General features: G+C 66.0%; 16 protein-coding genes. 12 read left to right on the top strand and 4 right to left on the bottom strand.

What is annotated here, in order from left to right; genetic code table 11:
- Positions 1-4 precede the first annotated feature (4 nt).
- Positions 5-1,360, bottom strand: a complete 1,356-nt coding sequence (gene hemN, locus FVF75_RS05030; RefSeq protein WP_148376839.1) for an oxygen-independent coproporphyrinogen III oxidase — start codon at positions 1,358-1,360, stop codon at positions 5-7.
- 66 nt (positions 1,361-1,426) lie between these two features.
- Between hemN and fnrL the strand changes: the two genes are divergently transcribed.
- Positions 1,427-2,164 carry a transcriptional regulator FnrL gene (fnrL, locus tag FVF75_RS05035; protein ID WP_148376841.1) on the top strand — a complete coding sequence of 246 codons (738 nt, stop codon included), beginning with the start codon at positions 1,427-1,429 and terminating at the stop codon, positions 2,162-2,164.
- Between the two features lie 55 nt (positions 2,165-2,219).
- On the opposite strand, the gene FVF75_RS05040 is transcribed toward fnrL, so the two are convergent.
- Positions 2,220-3,059 (bottom strand): universal stress protein, encoded by an 840-nt coding sequence (locus FVF75_RS05040; protein WP_148376843.1) that lies wholly within the window; start codon positions 3,057-3,059, stop codon positions 2,220-2,222.
- Between the two features lie 254 nt (positions 3,060-3,313).
- Here FVF75_RS05040 and ccoN point away from each other — a divergent pair, with 254 nt between their 5' ends.
- From ccoN to ccoS, 8 genes are all read left to right on the top strand, one after another.
- Positions 3,314-4,909 carry a cytochrome-c oxidase, cbb3-type subunit I gene (ccoN, locus tag FVF75_RS05045; RefSeq protein ID WP_148376845.1) on the top strand — a complete coding sequence of 532 codons (1,596 nt, stop codon included), beginning with the start codon at positions 3,314-3,316 and terminating at the stop codon, positions 4,907-4,909.
- Between the two features lie 14 nt (positions 4,910-4,923).
- Positions 4,924-5,667, top strand: coding sequence for a cytochrome-c oxidase, cbb3-type subunit II (gene ccoO, locus FVF75_RS05050; RefSeq protein WP_148376847.1), 744 nt, complete (start codon positions 4,924-4,926; stop codon positions 5,665-5,667).
- An 11-nt stretch (positions 5,668-5,678) separates the two neighbouring features.
- Positions 5,679-5,891 (top strand): cbb3-type cytochrome c oxidase subunit 3, encoded by a 213-nt coding sequence (locus FVF75_RS05055; protein WP_148376849.1) that lies wholly within the window; start codon positions 5,679-5,681, stop codon positions 5,889-5,891.
- Complete coding sequence (ccoP, locus tag FVF75_RS05060; protein WP_148376851.1) at positions 5,888-6,757, top strand: cytochrome-c oxidase, cbb3-type subunit III; 870 nt, start codon at positions 5,888-5,890, stop codon at positions 6,755-6,757. Before FVF75_RS05055 ends, ccoP begins: the two co-directional genes overlap by 4 nt.
- 488 nt (positions 6,758-7,245) lie before the next feature.
- Positions 7,246-8,679, top strand: a complete 1,434-nt coding sequence (gene ccoG, locus FVF75_RS05065) for a cytochrome c oxidase accessory protein CcoG (protein ID WP_148376853.1) — start codon at positions 7,246-7,248, stop codon at positions 8,677-8,679.
- Positions 8,676-9,164 (top strand): FixH family protein, encoded by a 489-nt coding sequence (locus FVF75_RS05070; RefSeq protein WP_342779782.1) that lies wholly within the window; start codon positions 8,676-8,678, stop codon positions 9,162-9,164. The genes ccoG and FVF75_RS05070 overlap by 4 nt, the downstream gene beginning before the upstream one ends.
- A 15-nt stretch (positions 9,165-9,179) precedes the next feature.
- Positions 9,180-11,369, top strand: coding sequence for a heavy metal translocating P-type ATPase (locus FVF75_RS05075; protein WP_148377354.1), 2,190 nt, complete (start codon positions 9,180-9,182; stop codon positions 11,367-11,369).
- Positions 11,366-11,527, top strand: a complete 162-nt coding sequence (gene ccoS, locus FVF75_RS05080; RefSeq protein ID WP_148376855.1) for a cbb3-type cytochrome oxidase assembly protein CcoS — start codon at positions 11,366-11,368, stop codon at positions 11,525-11,527. The genes FVF75_RS05075 and ccoS overlap by 4 nt, the downstream gene beginning before the upstream one ends.
- Positions 11,528-11,530: 3 nt before the next feature.
- Here the strand turns inward: ccoS and FVF75_RS05085 are convergent, their stop codons facing one another.
- Positions 11,531-12,721, bottom strand: a complete 1,191-nt coding sequence (locus tag FVF75_RS05085; RefSeq protein ID WP_148376857.1) for a HupE/UreJ family protein — start codon at positions 12,719-12,721, stop codon at positions 11,531-11,533.
- Here FVF75_RS05085 and FVF75_RS05090 point away from each other — a divergent pair.
- Positions 12,720-13,523 carry a DUF4198 domain-containing protein gene (locus tag FVF75_RS05090; RefSeq protein ID WP_148376859.1) on the top strand — a complete coding sequence of 268 codons (804 nt, stop codon included), beginning with the start codon at positions 12,720-12,722 and terminating at the stop codon, positions 13,521-13,523. The two genes, FVF75_RS05085 and FVF75_RS05090, sit on opposite strands and share 2 nt — an antisense overlap.
- Here the strand turns inward: FVF75_RS05090 and FVF75_RS05095 are convergent.
- Entirely contained in the window at positions 13,501-14,109 is a 609-nt protein-coding gene (locus FVF75_RS05095) for an arylesterase (protein ID WP_246138002.1), read from the bottom strand. The two genes, FVF75_RS05090 and FVF75_RS05095, sit on opposite strands and share 23 nt — an antisense overlap.
- A gap of 79 nt (positions 14,110-14,188) precedes the next feature.
- On the opposite strand from FVF75_RS05095, the gene FVF75_RS05100 reads away from it, so the two are divergent.
- Together FVF75_RS05100 and FVF75_RS05105 are read left to right on the top strand one after the other, a co-directional pair.
- Positions 14,189-14,860: an ABC transporter ATP-binding protein gene (locus tag FVF75_RS05100; RefSeq protein WP_148376863.1), complete on the top strand. Its 672-nt coding sequence runs from the start codon at positions 14,189-14,191 to the stop codon at positions 14,858-14,860.
- Complete coding sequence (locus FVF75_RS05105; protein WP_148376865.1) at positions 14,857-17,385, top strand: ABC transporter permease; 2,529 nt, start codon at positions 14,857-14,859, stop codon at positions 17,383-17,385. Before FVF75_RS05100 ends, FVF75_RS05105 begins: the two co-directional genes overlap by 4 nt.
- Positions 17,386-17,392 lie beyond the last annotated feature (7 nt).

The following is a 17,392-nucleotide window of genomic DNA, read 5'->3' on the forward strand; positions in this document are numbered from 1 at the left end:
CGGCTCAAACCGCCTGGCTGTGGCCGGCCGCCGACATCTCGTAGGCGTCGAAATGCCGGGCGATGAGGCGGGCGAGCACGTGCGAATCGTCGCGGATGGTCAGAACCCCGCCTTCCAGCGTCGTGGTGCCGGGCAAGGCGGCGTCCAGCCCGTCGACCATGGCGATGGCCGTGTCCGCCGCGACGCCGTGTTCGGCGGCGATGGCGTTCAGGTCGGCGCGAAAATCGCACAGCAGTTTCTCGATGATCCGCGCGCGCAGGGTGTCTTCGCCGGCATAGGCGTGACCCTTGGCAATTGCCAGTTCGCCCGCGCGCACCCGGCCCTGGTATTTCGCCGTGGCCGGTTCGTTTTGCGCAAAACCCTGCGGATAGCGCGAGATCGACGAGGCGCCGAAACCGATCAGCACCTTGGACTTGTCCTCGGTGTAGCCCTGGAAGTTGCGCTGCATCGTGCCCGCCTGGTGTGCGATCTCCAGCCCGTCCTCGGGCTTGGCGAAATGGTCGATGCCGATCACCGCATAGCCTGCGCCGGTGAAAAGCTCGGTGGCGGTGTTGAACAGGTCCAGCCGATCTTCCGGCGAGGGCAGGGCGTCGGTCGGGATCAGCTTCTGCCGCTTCGATACCCAGGGCACATGGGCATAACCGAACAGCGCGATTCGGTCAGGGCCGAGCGAGATGACCTTATTCACCGAATCGGTGATTCGCGCCTTGGTCTGGTGCGGCAGGCCATAAAGCAGATCGACGTTCAGCGACCGGATGCCGCGCGCGCGCAGCGCCTCGACCGCGTCGCGGGTGATTTCATAGCTTTGCGGCCGCCCGATGGTCTCCTGGATCATCGGGTCGAAGTCCTGCACCCCGATCGAGGCGCGGGTCAGCCCGGCATCGGCAAAGGCGGCGATGCGCGCCTCGTCGACCTCGGTCGGGTCGATCTCGACGGAAAACTGAGCGTCCTCGGCCAGCGGCGCCATGTCGAAGATCGCCGCCGTGAGGTCCGAAATCATCTCAGGCTGCAAGAGCGTCGGCGTTCCTCCGCCGAAATGCAGGTGCTCGATTTCCACGCCGGGCGCGAGCAGCGGCTTCACCAGCGCAAGCTCCTGCTTCAGCGTTTCGACATAGGCCGCGACCGGCTCGGCGGTGGCGGTGCCCTGGGTGCGGCAGGCGCAGAACCAGCACAGACGGCGGCAGAACGGCACATGCACATAGACCGACACCGACCCGCCCGCCGGAATCGCCTTGATCCAGGGGGTTACCGTGTCGTTTCCCACCTCGGTTTTGAAGTGCGGCGCGGTCGGGTAACTGGTATAGCGCGGCACTCGTGCGTCAAAGAGCCCGAGACCGCGAAGTTGCGCGAGTGATTTCATTCGACTACCCTCTAGCGTGGAAGACGCGCTTAACATTGATCAGGATCAAAGAAAATCCGACACAGCATGGATATGCCTCTCGACGCCAAGACGTGTTGGAACTGCCCGATCAAGCATCAGGCGGTTTGTTCGCGATGTGAACCCGACGAACTGACGCAGCTTGAAGATATCAAGTATTACCGCAGTTACGAGGCCGGGCAGCCGGTTATCTGGGCTGGCGACCACATGGAATTCGTAGCCTCGGTGGTGACCGGGATCGCCTCGCTAAGCCAGACGATGGAGGATGGGCGCACCCAGATGGTGGGCCTTTTGCTGCCGGCGGACTTCATCGGGCGGCCGGGTCGTGATTCGGCGCCGTTCGATGTCGTGGCCGTGTCGGACCTCACGATCTGCTGTTTTCGCAAGCGCCCGTTCGAGGGGCTGATGACCACGACGCCGCGCATTGCCGCGCGGCTTCTGGAAATGACGCTGGACGAGCTTGATTCGGCGCGTGAGTGGATGCTGGTGCTGGGTCGCAAGACCGCGCGGGAAAAGATCGCGAGCCTGCTGGCGATCATCGCCCGGCGCGATGCCGCGTTGAAACAGCTCTCGGCCAGGGACGGCATGGTGTTCGAACTGCCGCTGACGCGCGAATCGATGGCGGACTACCTCGGCCTGACACTCGAAACCGTGAGTCGGCAGATATCGGCCCTGCGCAAGGGCGGGATCATCGAGCTTGATGGCAAGCGGCGGGTCGTCGTGCCGTCGCTCGACGCCTTGCTGGCCGAAACCGGCGACGATTTCGACGAAAGCGTGAGGGCCTGAACCGACCCGGCCGGAGCGCCGGGCCCCGGCCGAACCGTGTTTTCCCCGACCAGCGTCAATGCGCCATGAACACCGGTATTTCCGCGAGTTCCAGCATGTTGCGCGTCGCCCCGCCCAGGATCGATTCGCGAAAGCGCGAATGCCCGTAGGCGCCCATCACCAAAAGATCGGCGTCGATGTCGCGGGCGTGGCGGGTCAGGATGTCGCAAATCCGCGGCATGGTCTTGGACAGCACCGAAACCTCGGCCCGCACCCCGTGCCGGCTGAGCATCTGGCTTAGCCCGCCGCCGGGGTCCGAGCGTTCGGGGCCATGCTGCGGCGGGTCGACGATGGTGATGTTGACGTTCTCGGCACGCCGCAGGATCGGCAGCGCCATCTTGACCGCGCGCAGGGCCTCGGCGCTTTCGTTCCAGGCCACCAGCACGTTGCGAACGGTGTCGGGATACTCGGTGTCGTCGGGCTGGATCAGAACCGGCACGTCGCCGTTGAACATCGCCGCCTCGACGATCGCCTCGGTATCGTGGCCGCGCCCGGGGCCGTAGGGGCGGGGCAGCACGACGAGGTCGGAAAACCTGGTCCGATGCGCGATCAGCCCGTTCAGCGCCACCATCTGCGCCGCCAACCCTGTCGCGGACCAGTTGAAGTCGGACCCGGCCAGCATGTCGCGCGCCGTGGCCTCGAGCTGTTCGGAATCATTGCGGGCCTGCGTCAGATTGTCCTGCACCACCATCGCGTTGGCGCCGGCATAGTAGAAACCGGGCTGTGTCCGGTCGAGCCCAAGGCAGAGGACTTCGAGATGTGCCTCTTCACGCCGGGCGATCTCGATCGCCGCCTTCATCGAAGCGGCATTGATTTTAGGATCCGTCAGGACAGTCGTGATCGTCCTAAAAGCCATCGTGATTCCTCGCTTTTTCGGTCGCGCCCGTTCGCCGGGCGTATCGCCGAGACTGCCGCTTCCCCGACCCTTTCGCTTTGATTTGGGTCAATCGCCCCAGTTGTTCGCAAGGCCAGCGTCAAATTGACATGGATCAAGGTTTTGTCGTTGCGAAAGCGCCATTTCCCGTCCAGTCAAAGAGAGTCTCCGTGCCAAAATGACGTTCGTCATGTAATCGGCGCCGGGAACGACCGAGCAAGACAAAGGGACGCAAAATGTGGGATTACCTCAAACTGGTGATTTACGGGCTGATCGCGGTGCTGGCATTGTATGCCGCCGGCGAAGCCCGCGATCTCGCCTACCTGTTGCACGCGGTGCTGGTGGCGCTGATAGCCGCCGGCCTGTTCATCTTCACGCTTCGGCGGATGGGCGGCGGCACCGCCGATAGAGCGGGCTATCTGGATGGACCGATCCGGGTCGGGGTGATCCTGACAGTCGTCTGGGGTGTGACCGGGTTCCTCGTCGGAACCTGGATCGCCTTTGTCCTCGCCTTTCCCGAGCTCAACTACGAGTGGGCCCAGGGCTACATGAACTTCGGGCGCCTGCGTCCCCTGCACACCTCCGCGGTGATCTTCGCCTTCGGCGGCACCGCGCTGATCACCTCGTCCTTCTACGTGGTGCAACGCACCTCGGGCGCGCGTCTGTGGAACGACGGGCTGGCCTGGTTCGTGTTCTGGGGCTACCAGATCGTGATCCTGCTGGCCGCGACCGGCTACCTGTTCGGCTCGACCCAGTCCAAGGAATACGCCGAGCCCGAGTGGTATGTGGACATCTGGCTGACCATCGTCTGGGTCGGCTACCTGATCCTCTACATGGGCACGCTGATGAAGCGCAAAGAGCCGCACATCTACGTGGCCAACTGGTTTTTCCTGTCCTTCATCATCACCATCGCCATGCTGCACGTGGTCAACAACCTGTCGGTCCCGGTCTCGATCTTCGGCTCCAAGTCGGTGCAGGTCTTTGCCGGTGTGCAGGATGCGATGACGCAGTGGTGGTATGGCCATAACGCCGTCGGCTTCTTCCTCACCGCGGGTTTCCTGGGCATGATGTATTACTTCGTGCCGAAACAGGCCGAACGCCCGGTGTTCAGCTACAAGCTGTCGATCATCCACTTCTGGGCGCTGATCTTCCTCTATATCTGGGCCGGTCCGCACCACTTGCACTACACCGCGCTGCCCGACTGGGCCTCGACGCTGGGCATGGTGTTCTCGGTGATCCTGTGGATGCCCTCGTGGGGCGGCATGATCAACGGCCTGATGACCCTGTCGGGCGCCTGGGACAAGCTGCGCACCGACCCGGTGATTCGCATGATGGTGGTCTCGGTCGGCTTTTACGGCATGTCGACCTTCGAAGGGCCGATGATGTCGATCCGCGCGGTCAACTCGCTCAGCCACTACACCGACTGGACCATCGGCCACGTGCACTCCGGTGCGCTGGGCTGGAACGGCATGATCACCTTCGGGATGCTCTACTTCCTGTTCCCCAAACTCTGGGGCAAGGCCGGGCTCTATTCGCTCCGGCTGGTCAGCTGGCACTTCTGGCTCGCCACCATCGGCATCGTGCTCTACGCCGCGTCGATGTGGGTGACGGGCATCATGGAAGGTCTGATGTGGCGTGAAGTCGACGCCCAGGGCTTCCTTGTGAACTCGTTCGCCGACACCGTGGCTGCCAAGTTCCCGATGTATGTGGTTCGCGGCACGGGTGGACTTCTGTTCCTCACCGGTTCGCTGATCATGGCTTACAACCTTTGGATGACCGTCAAGCGGGCGCCCCTGGCGCAACCCACCGCTGCCGCGGCTCCGGCTGAATAAGGAGGGCCGGACCAATGGCACTTATCGAAAAACACGCCATCCTCGAGCGCAACGCGACGCTGCTCCTGATCTTCTCGCTGCTGGTGGTGAGCATCGGTGGCATCGTCGAGATCGCGCCGCTGTTCTATCTCGAGAACACGATCGAGGAAGTCGACGGCATGCGCCCCTACTCTCCGCTCGAGCTGGAGGGACGCAACATCTATGTCCGCGAGGGCTGCTATGTCTGCCACAGCCAGATGATCCGGCCGATGCGCGACGAGGTGGAACGATACGGGCACTACTCGCTGGCGGCCGAGTCGATGTATGACCATCCGTTCCAATGGGGCTCCAAGCGGACCGGGCCGGACCTGGCCCGCGTCGGCGGCCGCTATTCGGACGAATGGCATGTCGACCACATGATGGACCCGCAAAGCGTGGTGCCGGAATCGGTGATGCCGAAATACGCCTTCCTGATGAACAATGTGATCGACGGCAAGTATATCGAGGACATGGTGCGCACCAACCGGTTTGTGGGAGTGCCATACACCGATGAACAGGTCGAACTGGCGGTGCAGGACTTCCGCTCGCAGGCCGATCCCGATGGCGTCGTCTACGGAGATTCGGACCCCGACGGCGTGGTCGAGCGTTATCCCGGCGCGCAGGTCCGCAACTTCGACGGTCAGCCCGAACTGACCGAGATGGACGCGCTGATCGCCTACATGCAGATGCTCGGAACGCTGGTCGATTTCTCGACCTTCACGCCCGACGAGAGCCGGTAAAGGAGGCGAAGATGACGGACACCTATTCGGTCTTTCGCGAAATCGCGGATAGCTGGGTGCTCCTGGCCATGTTCCTGTTCTTCCTTGCGGTCGTGGCCTGGGTGTTTCGTCCCGGCAGCCGCAAGATCCACCAGGACACCGCCGACATCCCGTTCCGCCACGAAGACAAACCTGCCGGTGACGGGGACACCCCCGGCGCTCATCTGAAGGAGGCCCGGCAATGAGCAAAGATAAAGAAAAGGACGAGGTGCAGACCACCGGCCACGAGTGGGACGGCATCCAGGAGTTCAACAATCCCCTGCCGCGCTGGTGGCTCTGGGTCTTCTACGCCACGATCGTCTGGGGGATCGGCTATTTCATCGCCTACCCGGCGTGGCCGATGATCACCAAGGCGACGCCCGGTCTGATCGGCTTTTCCACGCGTGCCAACGTTCAGGAAGAGATCGACCGCTTCGCCGAGATGAACGCCGAAGTGCGCGCCCAGCTTGCCTCTGCCGACCTGACGACGCTGGCCGACGACACCGAGGTCTACAACTTCGCGATCCAGTCCGGCCGCGCCACCTTCGCGACCTTCTGTTCGCAATGTCACGGCTCGGGCGCCGCGGGGGCCAAGGGCTATCCCAACCTGCTCGACAACGACTGGATCTGGGGTGGCGAGATCGAGGACATCGCCTATTCGATTCGCCACGGCATCCGGAACCTCGAAGACGACGACGCCCGCTATTCCGAGATGCCCGCCTTTGGCGACGACTATCTCAGCGACGAGGAAATCTCGCAGGTGGTCGCCTATGTGATGTCGCTTTCGCCGGTCACCAGGGATGCCGCCGACATGACCCTTGCAGCGGAGGGCGAGACGGTGTTTGCTGACAACTGCGCGTCCTGCCACATGGAAGACGGCACGGGCGACCGGGCGCAGGGCGCACCCAACCTGACCGACGCCATCTGGCTTTACGGCTCGGACCAGGCAGAGATCGAAGCCAGCGTCCGCAACGGCCCTTTCGGTGTGATGCCGGCATGGGGTTCGCGACTGGACGAAGCGGAAGTCAAGGCCGTGGCGGCCTATGTTCACCAGCTGGGCGGCGGCGAGTAGCCGGCCAGCGACCGAGGTTCCGGGGCCTCACTCCCCGGACAAGGCACCGATCCCAGATCCTGTTCGCGCGTTTCTCCGGGGTCGGTGCCACCTAATTCAGGGCCGGGGGAAACCCCGGCCTTTTTCCTGAATCCCGGACTCGGAAAAAAGAACCGCCCGCCGATATGGGGGCGGGCGGTGAAACACAGGACGTCTTGGGGACCACCGACCGCCTGTCCTGTTCGCGCGTTTCTCCGGGGTCGGTGCCTTAGTGTCGTGTCAGAATGTCGCAGACGCAAGTGGCACAAGGACATTGGCCGTCGTGCGAGACGCGCGCGGGTGCTCGGAAGGTCAAGAAAACAAGGGAAACTTGTATCTGAGATACAGGAAAAAATTTTTCCGGATGCGGCCCGCGGGCCGGGGTGCGACCCATTGATCCATGTCAATGCTGGCGTAAAAGGCGAATCTTAAAAGGAAGTTCAACGAGAAGGCCAGGATTGGATTCCGTAATGCCAGCCGATTCCCCCCACGCCCCGGACAAGCTCTACGCGGCGCGCGAACCCGTCTTTCCCAAACAGGTGAAAGGCCTGTTTCGCTCGCTCAAGTGGTGGATCATGGGCATCACGCTGGGTATCTACTACCTGACTCCTTGGATCCGCTGGGACCGGGGGCCGAACCTGCCCGATCAGGCGGTGCTGGTCGACCTCGCCAACCGGCGCTTTTTCTTTTTCTGGATCGAGATCTGGCCGCACGAATTCTATTTCATCGCCGGCCTGCTGATCATGGCCGGGCTGGGGCTGTTCCTGTTCACCTCGGCGCTGGGCCGGGTATGGTGCGGCTATGCCTGCCCACAGACGGTCTGGACCGACCTGTTCGTCATCGTCGAACGCTGGATCGAGGGCGACCGCAACGCCCGTGTGCGCCTGTGGAAGGCCAAGTGGGACGCGCGCAAGGTGCGGCTGCGGCTCACCAAATGGGCGATCTGGCTGCTGATCGCGCTGGCGACAGGCGGGGCCTGGGTGTTCTACTTCACCGACGCGCCGTCGCTGCTGGCCGATCTGGTGCGCTTCCAGGCGCATCCGATCGCTTATACCACCATCGCGATCCTGACCTTCACCACCTTCTTTTTCGGCGGCTTCGCCCGCGAACAGATCTGCATCTATGCCTGTCCCTGGCCGCGTATCCAGGCCGCGATGATGGACGAGGACACCATCACCATCGGCTATCGCGAATGGCGCGGCGAGCCGCGCGGCAAGCACCGCAAGGGCCCCGATGCCGACAAGCTGGGCGATTGCATCGACTGCATGGCCTGCGTCAACGTCTGCCCGATGGGCATCGACATCCGCGATGGCCAGCAGATGGCCTGCATCACCTGCGGCCTGTGCATCGACGCCTGCAACGAGATGATGGACAAGGTCGGCAAGCCGCGCGGGCTGATCGACTACATGGCGCTGAAGGATGAGGCCAGCGAACGCGCCGGCCAGACGGTGACCCACGTCAGCAAGCACATCCTGCGCCCCCGCACCATTCTCTATACCGTGCTCTGGGCGGCGGTGGGCGTCGGCCTGACGGTGGCGCTGTTCGTGCGGCCCGACATGCAGGTCACCCTGCACCCGGTGCGCAATCCCACCTATGTCACGCTGTCGGACGGGGCCATCCGCAACACCTACGAGGTCGGCGTGCGCAACATGCACGGCGATGAGCGCGCGTTCACGTTCTCGTTGCCCGAGGACAGCCCGCTGTCGATCGCGCTGGAAGGACGGGACGATCTTGTGCTACTGGCTCCGGCAGATGCCGAGGCCAAGGTGCGCGTCTATGTGACCGCGCCCGCCGGCTCCGAGGCGGCGACGTCGGATCGCACCGACATTCGCATCTGGGTCGAGGATGAAGCCTCCGGCGACCGCGCCGCGCGCGACACCGTCTTTAACGGCAGGGGACAATGACAATGACTGAGGGCACCGCACCGGGCAAGGAACTGACCGGACGCAAGGTCTTGATCATCGCGGTCTCCGCGTTCTCGGTGATCATCGGCGTCAACCTGTTCATGGCCTATTCCTCGATCAGCACCTTTCCGGGTCTGGAGGTTGCCAATTCCTACGTCGCTAGCCAGACCTTCGACGAGGATCGCGCCGCGCAGGAGGCGTTGGGCTGGAACGCGCTGGCCTCGGCCAGTGGCGACACGCTGCGCGTCGAGATCACGGACGCGGACGGTCTGCCCGCCGCCGTTGCCGAAATCGGCGGCCTGGTCGGCCGGACCACCGAACGCCAGCACGATCAGCCCCTGACCTTCACCCGCGCCCCCAGCGGTGCCCATGTCGCCGAGATCGAACCGCTCGCGCCGGGCAAATGGGAAGTCCGGCTCGAGGCCAGGGCCACCGACGGCACCCTGTTCCGGCAACGACTGATCCTGCGCCTGACCGAGGGATGAGCCGTGACCACGTCGATGTCCGCCTGCCCGGCCTGTGCCGCCGCACCGCTGGCTGAACTTCAGTCCGGCGCGGGGTATCGCGGCAACGGGCGGGAGGCGCGCAAGATCATGCTGTCGCTGCCCACGGCGCACTGCGCCGCCTGCATCGTCGCGGTCGAGCAGGGGCTGGCGACCCGGCCCGGCGTGCGCTCGGCGCGGGTCAACCTGACCCTGAAACGCGCCACCGTCGAAGCCGACGCCGACATCGAGCCCAAGGCACTCGCCGACTACCTCGGCAGCATCGGGTTCGAAGCCTATGAACTCGACGCCGGTGCGCTGTCCTCGACCACCACCGAGCGGCGCTCGCGCGACCTGATGATGCGCATGGGTGTGGCAGGGTTTGGCATGATGAACGTCATGCTCCTGTCGGTCGCGGTCTGGTCGGGGGCGTCGGACGCCACCCGCGACCTGTTCCACTGGGTGTCTGCCGGTATCGCCCTTCCGATCATCGCGTTCTCGGCCCAGCCCTTTTTCAAGAACGCATGGGCCGCGCTGCGCGTCGGGCGGCTCAACATGGATGTGCCGATCTCGCTGGCGATCCTGCTGGCCGCCGGCATGTCGGTTTACGAGACCGCGCATTCCGGGGAACACGCCTATTTCGACGCCGCGCTGTCGCTCACCTTCTTCCTGCTCGCGGGCCGCTTTCTCGATCACCGCACCCGTGCCGTGGCGCGCTCTGCCGCCGAGGAACTGACCGCGCTCGAGGTGCCGCGCGCCCATCGCCTGACTGTGGACGGAGGCGAAGAGGTCGTGGCGGTCAGCAAGATTGCGGTCGGTGACCTGGTGCGCGTCGTGCCCGGCGCGCGGGTGCCGGTCGACGGCATGGTCGAGGAGGGCGAGAGCGAGATCGACCGCTCGCTCCTGACCGGCGAAAGCCTGCCCGCCTTTGCCGGTCCCGGCGCGATGGTCTCTGCCGGTGAGGTCAACCTGACCGGCCCGCTGACGCTGCGCGTCTCGGCGGCGGGTCAGGACACCGCGCTGCACCGCATGGCCGACCTTGTCGCCATCGCCGAGACCTCGCGCAACCGCTACACCTCGCTGGCCGACCGGGCGGCGCGGATCTATGCCCCCGCCGTGCACCTGCTGGCGGCGGTGGCCTTCCTGGTCTGGCTCTGGATTTCCGGCGGCGATGTGCGCCTTTCGCTCAACATCGCCGTGGCGGTCCTGATCATCACCTGCCCCTGCGCGCTGGGCCTCGCCGTGCCCGCCGTCACCACCGCCGCGTCGGGGCGGATGTTCCGGCAGGGGATGCTGCTCAAGTCCGCCACCGCGATGGAGCGGCTGGCCGAGGTCGATCACGTTGTGTTCGACAAGACCGGCACGCTGACCGAGGGCAAGCCGGAAGTCGAGAACCGGGGCGATTTCGGCAAGCGCGAGCTTGAGGTGGCGCAGGCGCTGGCCCAAGGCTCGTCGCATCCTCTGGCCCAGGCGATCGCCCAGACCGGGGCCGAGGCCGGCATTCGGGCCGCCCGGATCGGCAAGGTCCGCGAAGTGCCGGGCCACGGGATCGAGGCGGATTGGCAGGGCCAGACCGTGCGTCTTGGCCGCGCCGAGTGGCTGGGGGCGACCCCGCTGGACAAGACCGCTACCTGGCTCAGGATCGGTGATGCCCCGGCGCAGGCGTTCACCTTCCACGACGCCCTGCGCGACGGCGCCGCCGAAGCGGTCGCCGCATTGAAGGCGCAGGGTCTGCCGGTGACGCTGATCTCCGGCGACGTGCCCGCCGCCGTGGCTGACATTGCCGACCGGCTGGGCATCGAGGACGCCCGCGCCGGGATGCTGCCCGAGGACAAGGTGGCGGTGATCGAGGGGCTGCGCGACGCGGGCCACAAGGTGCTGATGGTCGGTGACGGATTGAACGACACCGCCGCCCTTGCCGCCGCTCACGTCTCGATCTCGCCCGCCTCGGCGCTCGAGGCAACGCGGGTGGTGTCCGACATCGTGCTGCTGGGCCAGACACTGGCGCCGCTTGGCGGATCGGTCAAGCTGGCGCGCGCGGCCACGCGCCGGATCAAGGAAAACTTCGGCATCGCCGCCGCCTATAACGCGGTGGCGATTCCGGTGGCACTTCTGGGCTTCGCCACGCCGCTGGCCGCAGCACTGGCGATGTCGTTCTCGTCGATCACGGTGTCACTCAATGCGCTGCGGCTGAGGGGGCGGACATGAACGTCTTGGTCTATCTCATCCCGGTGTCGCTGCTCTTGGGCGGTCTGGGGCTGGCGTTCTTTTTCTGGACGCTGAAATCCAGCCAGTATGACGACCCCGAGGGCGATGCCCGCCGCATCCTGACCGACCGTTACGACGACGCGCCGCCCGAGGACTGAGCGTCAGAGAAACGTCCGCTCGACAAACCACCACACCCCCATCACCGCGATGCCCGCCGAGGCGGGCACCGCGATGCGCGCGCGATACCAGGGCTTTTGCCCGAACCATAGGCCGACCGACAGGAAGGCCACGAGGATGATGGTGAGTTGCCCAAGTTCCACGCCGATGTTGAAGGCGATCAGGCTGGCCAGGAAATGACCGGGGCTTAGGCCGATATCGCCCAGCACCGAGGCAAACCCCAGCCCGTGCAGCAGCCCGAAACCGAACACCACCGCCACCCGCAAGCGGCTGATCCTTCGGTGAAAGATGTTCTCGACCGCGACATAGGCAATCGACAAGGCGATCAGCGGTTCGACGATGCCGGCGGGCACCGAGACGATGCCCAACGTCGCCAGCGCCAGTGTCAGCGTATGCGCGGCGGTAAAGGCGGTGACCTGATAGAGCAGCGGGCGCAGCTTGAGCGAAAAGAAGAACAGCCCCAGCACGAACAGGATATGGTCGAGCCCCTTGGGCAGGATGTGCTGAAACCCGGTCCAGACATACTTCGCGAAACTCGCCAGCGCGGTTTCCTGCGCCGCACCTGTCCGGGGCATCGGCGCCGAGATCGCGCCGCCATCGAGAAAGGCCGAATAGGGGTCTTCCCCCTCGGCCAGCACCGCCCCTTGCTGGCGCAGGATCAGCGGGCCGTAATGCGCCACCCAGCCGACCGTGACCGGCGTGTCATCGGGTGGAAGGTCAGCCACCACGACAAGCCGGGTCTGGCGCGGCAGGCTGGCGTCCTCTGCGTCGGCCACGCTTGCCGTGACGAGCGCCGGGACAAGCGCGGTGTCGCCGACCGCAATACGAAACCCCGTCGCCAGCCGGTTCCATTCCGCCTGAACCAGCGCCTCAACCTCATCCGGCGGCAGCGCCCGCAACTTGTCGTAGTCCTCTGCGCGCGGCGAGGCGTTGGTGTCGGTGACCGACGACAGATCGACCCCGGCCAGCCACGCCTCCGCAGGCACGGTGGCGACGATTTCGACCCGCTCCGGCGTGACCGTCACATCGGCAATCGCCGGGTTCACCTCGTGCGCCAGTGCACCCCGTGCGAAGGCGCCCAGCAGGATCACAAAGGCGGCAACCCTCCGGGCCAGCCTTGACAGGCGGCGCACCTGTGACAGGCTCGCGCCGCCCGCAGCTTCAGGATGGCCCATGCGTCTTCTCCTTGCCCTCGCCGCCAGCCTTGGCCTTGCCGCGCCCGCCGCCGCGCATGAATTCTGGATCGCGCCGAAGGCATTTCAGGTCGCCCCCGGCGGCCCCGTCATCGCCGATCTGCGCGTCGGGTCGGAGTTCGTGGGCACGGCGCAGAGCTATTTTCCCCAACGTTTTGAACGCTTCGAGGTCAGGATGGGGGAAACCACGATCCCTGTCGAGGGCCGCCTGGGTGACATTCCCGCGATGGACATGGCGCTGGCGGGCGAAGGGCTGGCAGTGATCGTGCACCAGACCGCCCCCCTGACCCTGCAATACGCAACTCGCGCCCTGTTCGAGGGCTTCGTGGCCCACAAGGATCTGGGCGACGTTCTGGCACGCCATGCCGCGCGCGGGCTGCCGGAGCTTGAGTTCCGCGAGGCCTACACGCGCTATGCCAAGGCGCTGGTGGCGGTGGGTGACGGGCAGGGGGCGGATGCCGAGGTCGGGTTGCTGACCGAGATCGTGGCGCTGGCCAATCCCTATACTGATGATCCGTCAGGCGGCTTTCCGGTGCGTGTGCTCTATCAGGGCGCGCCGCGCGGCGACGCGCAGGTGGAACTCTTCGCCCGCGATGCTGCAGGCGCGGTCACGATCACCTATCACCGCACCGACGACACCGGCGAGGTGATCCTGCCGGTCGCCCCGGCGACGGACTACCTTGTCGATGCGGTGGTGATGGAAGACACCGGCAATGATGACCCGAAAGCCGGACCGGTGTGGCATTCGGCCTGGGCCTCGCTCACATTCCGGACGCCCGGTTGATGAGGTCCAGCACCGCCGGCCCCATCCGGTCCACGATCAGCGTTACGCCCTCGGCATTCGGATGAATTCCGTCGTCTTGCAGATAGTCGCGCAACGCCTGCGCCCGATCGTCGAGTTCCACCAGCCCTTGCAGGAATTGCGGAAAGTAGCCGACGCCATGCGCCTCGGCCAATTCCCCATAGAGCCGGTCGAACTCGTCCTTGTAGCTGGTGCCGAAATTTCCCGTCGCCTCCATCCCGACCAGAAGCGCCGGCAACCCGGCCTCACCGATCACCGTCAGGATGGTGTCGAGGTTGGCGTGCGTCTCGGCCGGGTCGATGCCGCGCAACAGGTCATTGCCGCCAAGCGCCACGATCACCGCGTCGATGTCGTCGGTCAGCGACCACGCGATCCGCGCCGCACCGCCCGCCGTGGTGTCGCCCGAGACGCCGCCGTTGATCACCTCGACCTCCGCCCCTTCCGCCTCGAGCCAGCTTTCCAGTTGCGAAACAAATCCATCCTCGGGGTCCAGCCCGTAGCCTTGGGTAAGGCTGTCGCCAAAGGCCAGCAGCGTCACCGGCTCGGCCATCACCGGCAACGCCAGCAAACTGATTGCCGCAGCCGTCTTGGATAGACGCCCAAACCGCCTAGATGCTGATGACACAATCGAAAAGAAAGCCCCGCCCATGACCGATACGATCCTCGCGCTCGACGATGTCCGCCTGTCGCTCATGGGCAATGCCGGGCCGGTCGAGATCCTGCGCGGCATCTCGCTGGACGTTGAACGCGGTGAGACGCTGGGGCTTACGGGGCCGTCGGGGTCGGGCAAGTCAAGCCTCCTCATGCTCATGGGCGGGCTGGAACGCGCCACCGGTGGCAGTGTCACCGCGCTGGGCCGCGATCTGGGTGCGATGGGCGAGGACGATCTTGCCCGCTTCCGCCGCGATCATATGGGGGTCGTGTTCCAGTCTTTCCACCTCATCCCCACCATGACGGCGCTGGAAAACGTTGCAACCCCGCTGGAACTGGCGGGCGCAAGCGACGCCTTCGAACGCGCGGCGGAAGAACTGGACGCGATGGGGCTGGGCACCCGCAAGGATCACTATCCGGCGCAACTGTCCGGCGGCGAACAGCAGCGCGTGGCACTGGCGCGTGCCGCCGTCACCCGGCCCGAGATCCTGCTGGCGGATGAGCCCACCGGCAACCTCGACGGCACCACCGGACAGGCGATCATGGACCTGCTTTTCGGGCTGCGCGACCGACACGGCGCGACCCTGGTGCTGGTCACCCATGCGCCGGAACTGGCCGAGCGCTGCGACCGCATCCTGCACCTGACCGACGGGCGGCTGGACGCATGAGCTTGTCCGTCGCAGCCCGCATCGCCCGGCGCGAATTGCGCGGTGGCCTCAAGGGCTTTCGCATCTTCCTCGCCTGCCTCGCGCTGGGCGTCGCGGCCATCGCGGCGGTCGGCAGCGTGCGCACCGCGATCGAGGCCGGTCTGGCAGCGCAGGGGGCCGAGATTCTGGGCGGCGATGCGGCGATCGAACTGACCTATCGGCGCGCCAGCGACGACGAGCGCGCCTTCTTCGACGGGCTGGCCGATGCGGTGTCCGAAGTGATCGACTTTCGCTCGATGGCGCAACTGCCGGATGGCTCCGACCGGGCGCTGACGCAGGTCAAGGCGGTGGATGACAACTGGCCGCTCTACGGCGCGCCGGTTCTGTCGCCAGACATGCCGCTGGATCGGGCGCTGGACGGGCAGGGGGGCACGCCCGGCGCGGTGATGGACCCGCTGCTGATCGCCCGGCTGGACCTGACCATCGGCGACATTTTCACGCTGGGCGATCAGAGCTTCATCCTGACCGCGGCACTGGAACACGAACCCGACAACGCCACCGCCGGTTTCGGCTTTGGCCCGCGCACGCTGGTGCGCACCGAGGCGCTGGCGGCCTCGGGACTGATCCGCGAAGGCACCTTGTTTGATGCCGAGTACCGCCTGCGCCTGCCGCCCGGCACCGATCTGGATGCGACCGAACAGGCGGTGAAAACCCGGCTGGAAGGTTCCGGCCCGCGCTGGCGCGATTCGCGCAAGGGTGCTCCGGGGATCAGTCAGGCGGTCGAGCGGTTGGGCAGCTTTCTGGTGCTGGTCGGGCTTGCCGGGCTGGCGGTCGGTGGCGTCGGCATCTCGGCGGCGGTGCGCGCCTATCTCGACGAGAAAACCGCGACAATCGCCACGCTCAAGACCCTCGGCGCGACCTCGCGCACCATATTCCTCAGCTACGCGATGCAGATCGGCGCGCTGACGCTGCTCGGCATCGTCCTCGGCCTCGCGCTGGGCGCGGCGCTGCCCATCGCATTCGGCCCGTTGATCGCGAACGCCCTGCCTGTTCCCGCCCGGATCGGGCTCTATCCCGCACCGCTGGCCCAGGCCGCGCTCTATGGCCTGATCGCCGCAGCACTCTTCACGCTCTGGCCGCTGGCCCGCACCGAGGACGTGCGCGCTGCGGCCCTGTTTCGCGATGGTGTCACCGCCACCCGCCCCTGGCCCGCGCCGCGCTACCTGACCGCCACCGCCGTCCTGCTGGCCGCGCTGGTCGGTCTTGCGGCGTGGTTCGCGGCGGTCGCGGCGCTGGCGCTCTGGGCGGCGGCGGGCATCTTCGCGGCCTTCCTCATGCTGGTCGTGGCCGGCATCGCCGTGCGCCGGTTGTCGCGCCGCCTTGCCCGCGCCAGGGTGTTGCGCGGGCGGCCAACGCTGCGCATGGCGCTGGCCTCGGTCGGCGGGCCGGGCAACGAGGCCGCTTCGGTGGTGCTGTCGCTGGGCCTTGGCCTGTCGGTCCTGGCCGCCGTCGGGCAGATCGACACCAACCTGCGCGGTGCCATCGCCCGCGAACTTCCCGCCATCGCGCCAAGTTTTTTCGTGCTCGACATCCAGTCCGACCAGATCGACGCGGTGCGCGAACGTGTCACCACCGACCCCGGCGTGACCCGGATGGATGCGGCGCCAATGCTGCGCGGCGTCATCACCAAGATCAACGGCCGCCCGGCATCCGAGGTCGGCGGCAATCACTGGGCGCTGCGCGGCGACCGGGGCGTGACCTATTCCGACAGCCTGCCGGAACGTACCAAACTGACCGAAGGCGAATGGTGGCCCGTTGACTACACCGGCGACCCGCTCATCAGCTTTTCCGCCAATGAGGCACATGAGATCGGCTTGAAGCTCGGCGACACGATGGCAGTCAACATCCTCGGGCGCGAGATCACCGGCACGATCGCCAGTTTCCGCGAGGTCGATTTCACCACCGCCGGCATGGGGTTCACCATCGCGATGGACCCCGCCGCACTTGCCGGTGCGCCGCATAGCTGGATCGCCACCGTTTACGCAGAACCCGAGGCCGAACCGGCGCTGCTGCGCGACCTGTCGCGCGCCAACCCCAATATCACGGTCATCTCGGTGCGTGATGCCATCGGGCAGGTGACCGACCTGATGGGCCAGGTCGTCGCCGCCATCACCTACGGCGCGCTGGTGACGCTGGTGACCGGCGGCGTGGTCCTGATCGGGGCGGCGGCAGCGGGCGAACGCGCGCGCACCTATGAGGCGGCAGTGCTGAAAACGCTGGGTGCGGCGCGGCGCACCGTGCTGGCCAACTTCGCCCTGCGCTCGGCCATCCTCGGTGCGGCGGCGGGGGTTGTCGCGGTCTTTGCCGGCGGTCTGGCTGGCTGGGCGGTGTCGCATTTCGTGATGGAGACCGATTTCGTCTTCAACCTGCCCTCGGCCCTGATGATCGTGACCGGCGGCGTGCTGGCGACGCTGATCGCCGGGCTGGCCTTCGCGTGGCGGCCGCTGGCGGCCCGCCCGGCGCAGGTGCTTCGGGCGCGGGAATAGCCCCGCC

Source organism: Maritimibacter fusiformis, from assembly GCF_008086115.1.
GTDB lineage: Bacteria > Pseudomonadota > Alphaproteobacteria > Rhodobacterales > Rhodobacteraceae > Muriiphilus > Muriiphilus fusiformis.

Bases quoted from the DNA above. Each gene is read 5' to 3' on its own strand.
- hemN (WP_148376839.1), bottom strand. From the start codon at position 1,360: ATGAAATCACTCGCGCAACTTCGCGGTCTCGGGCTCTTTGACGCACGA.
- fnrL (WP_148376841.1), top strand. From the start codon at position 1,427: ATGGATATGCCTCTCGACGCCAAGACGTGTTGGAACTGCCCGATCAAG.
- FVF75_RS05040 (WP_148376843.1), bottom strand. From the start codon at position 3,059: ATGGCTTTTAGGACGATCACGACTGTCCTGACGGATCCTAAAATCAAT.
- ccoN (WP_148376845.1), top strand. From the start codon at position 3,314: ATGTGGGATTACCTCAAACTGGTGATTTACGGGCTGATCGCGGTGCTG.
- ccoO (WP_148376847.1), top strand. From the start codon at position 4,924: ATGGCACTTATCGAAAAACACGCCATCCTCGAGCGCAACGCGACGCTG.
- FVF75_RS05055 (WP_148376849.1), top strand. From the start codon at position 5,679: ATGACGGACACCTATTCGGTCTTTCGCGAAATCGCGGATAGCTGGGTG.
- ccoP (WP_148376851.1), top strand. From the start codon at position 5,888: ATGAGCAAAGATAAAGAAAAGGACGAGGTGCAGACCACCGGCCACGAG.
- ccoG (WP_148376853.1), top strand. From the start codon at position 7,246: ATGCCAGCCGATTCCCCCCACGCCCCGGACAAGCTCTACGCGGCGCGC.
- FVF75_RS05070 (WP_342779782.1), top strand. From the start codon at position 8,676: ATGACAATGACTGAGGGCACCGCACCGGGCAAGGAACTGACCGGACGC.
- FVF75_RS05075 (WP_148377354.1), top strand. From the start codon at position 9,180: ATGTCCGCCTGCCCGGCCTGTGCCGCCGCACCGCTGGCTGAACTTCAG.
- ccoS (WP_148376855.1), top strand. From the start codon at position 11,366: ATGAACGTCTTGGTCTATCTCATCCCGGTGTCGCTGCTCTTGGGCGGT.
- FVF75_RS05090 (WP_148376859.1), top strand. From the start codon at position 12,720: ATGCGTCTTCTCCTTGCCCTCGCCGCCAGCCTTGGCCTTGCCGCGCCC.
- FVF75_RS05085 (WP_148376857.1), bottom strand. From the start codon at position 12,721: ATGGGCCATCCTGAAGCTGCGGGCGGCGCGAGCCTGTCACAGGTGCGC.
- FVF75_RS05100 (WP_148376863.1), top strand. From the start codon at position 14,189: ATGACCGATACGATCCTCGCGCTCGACGATGTCCGCCTGTCGCTCATG.
- FVF75_RS05105 (WP_148376865.1), top strand. From the start codon at position 14,857: ATGAGCTTGTCCGTCGCAGCCCGCATCGCCCGGCGCGAATTGCGCGGT.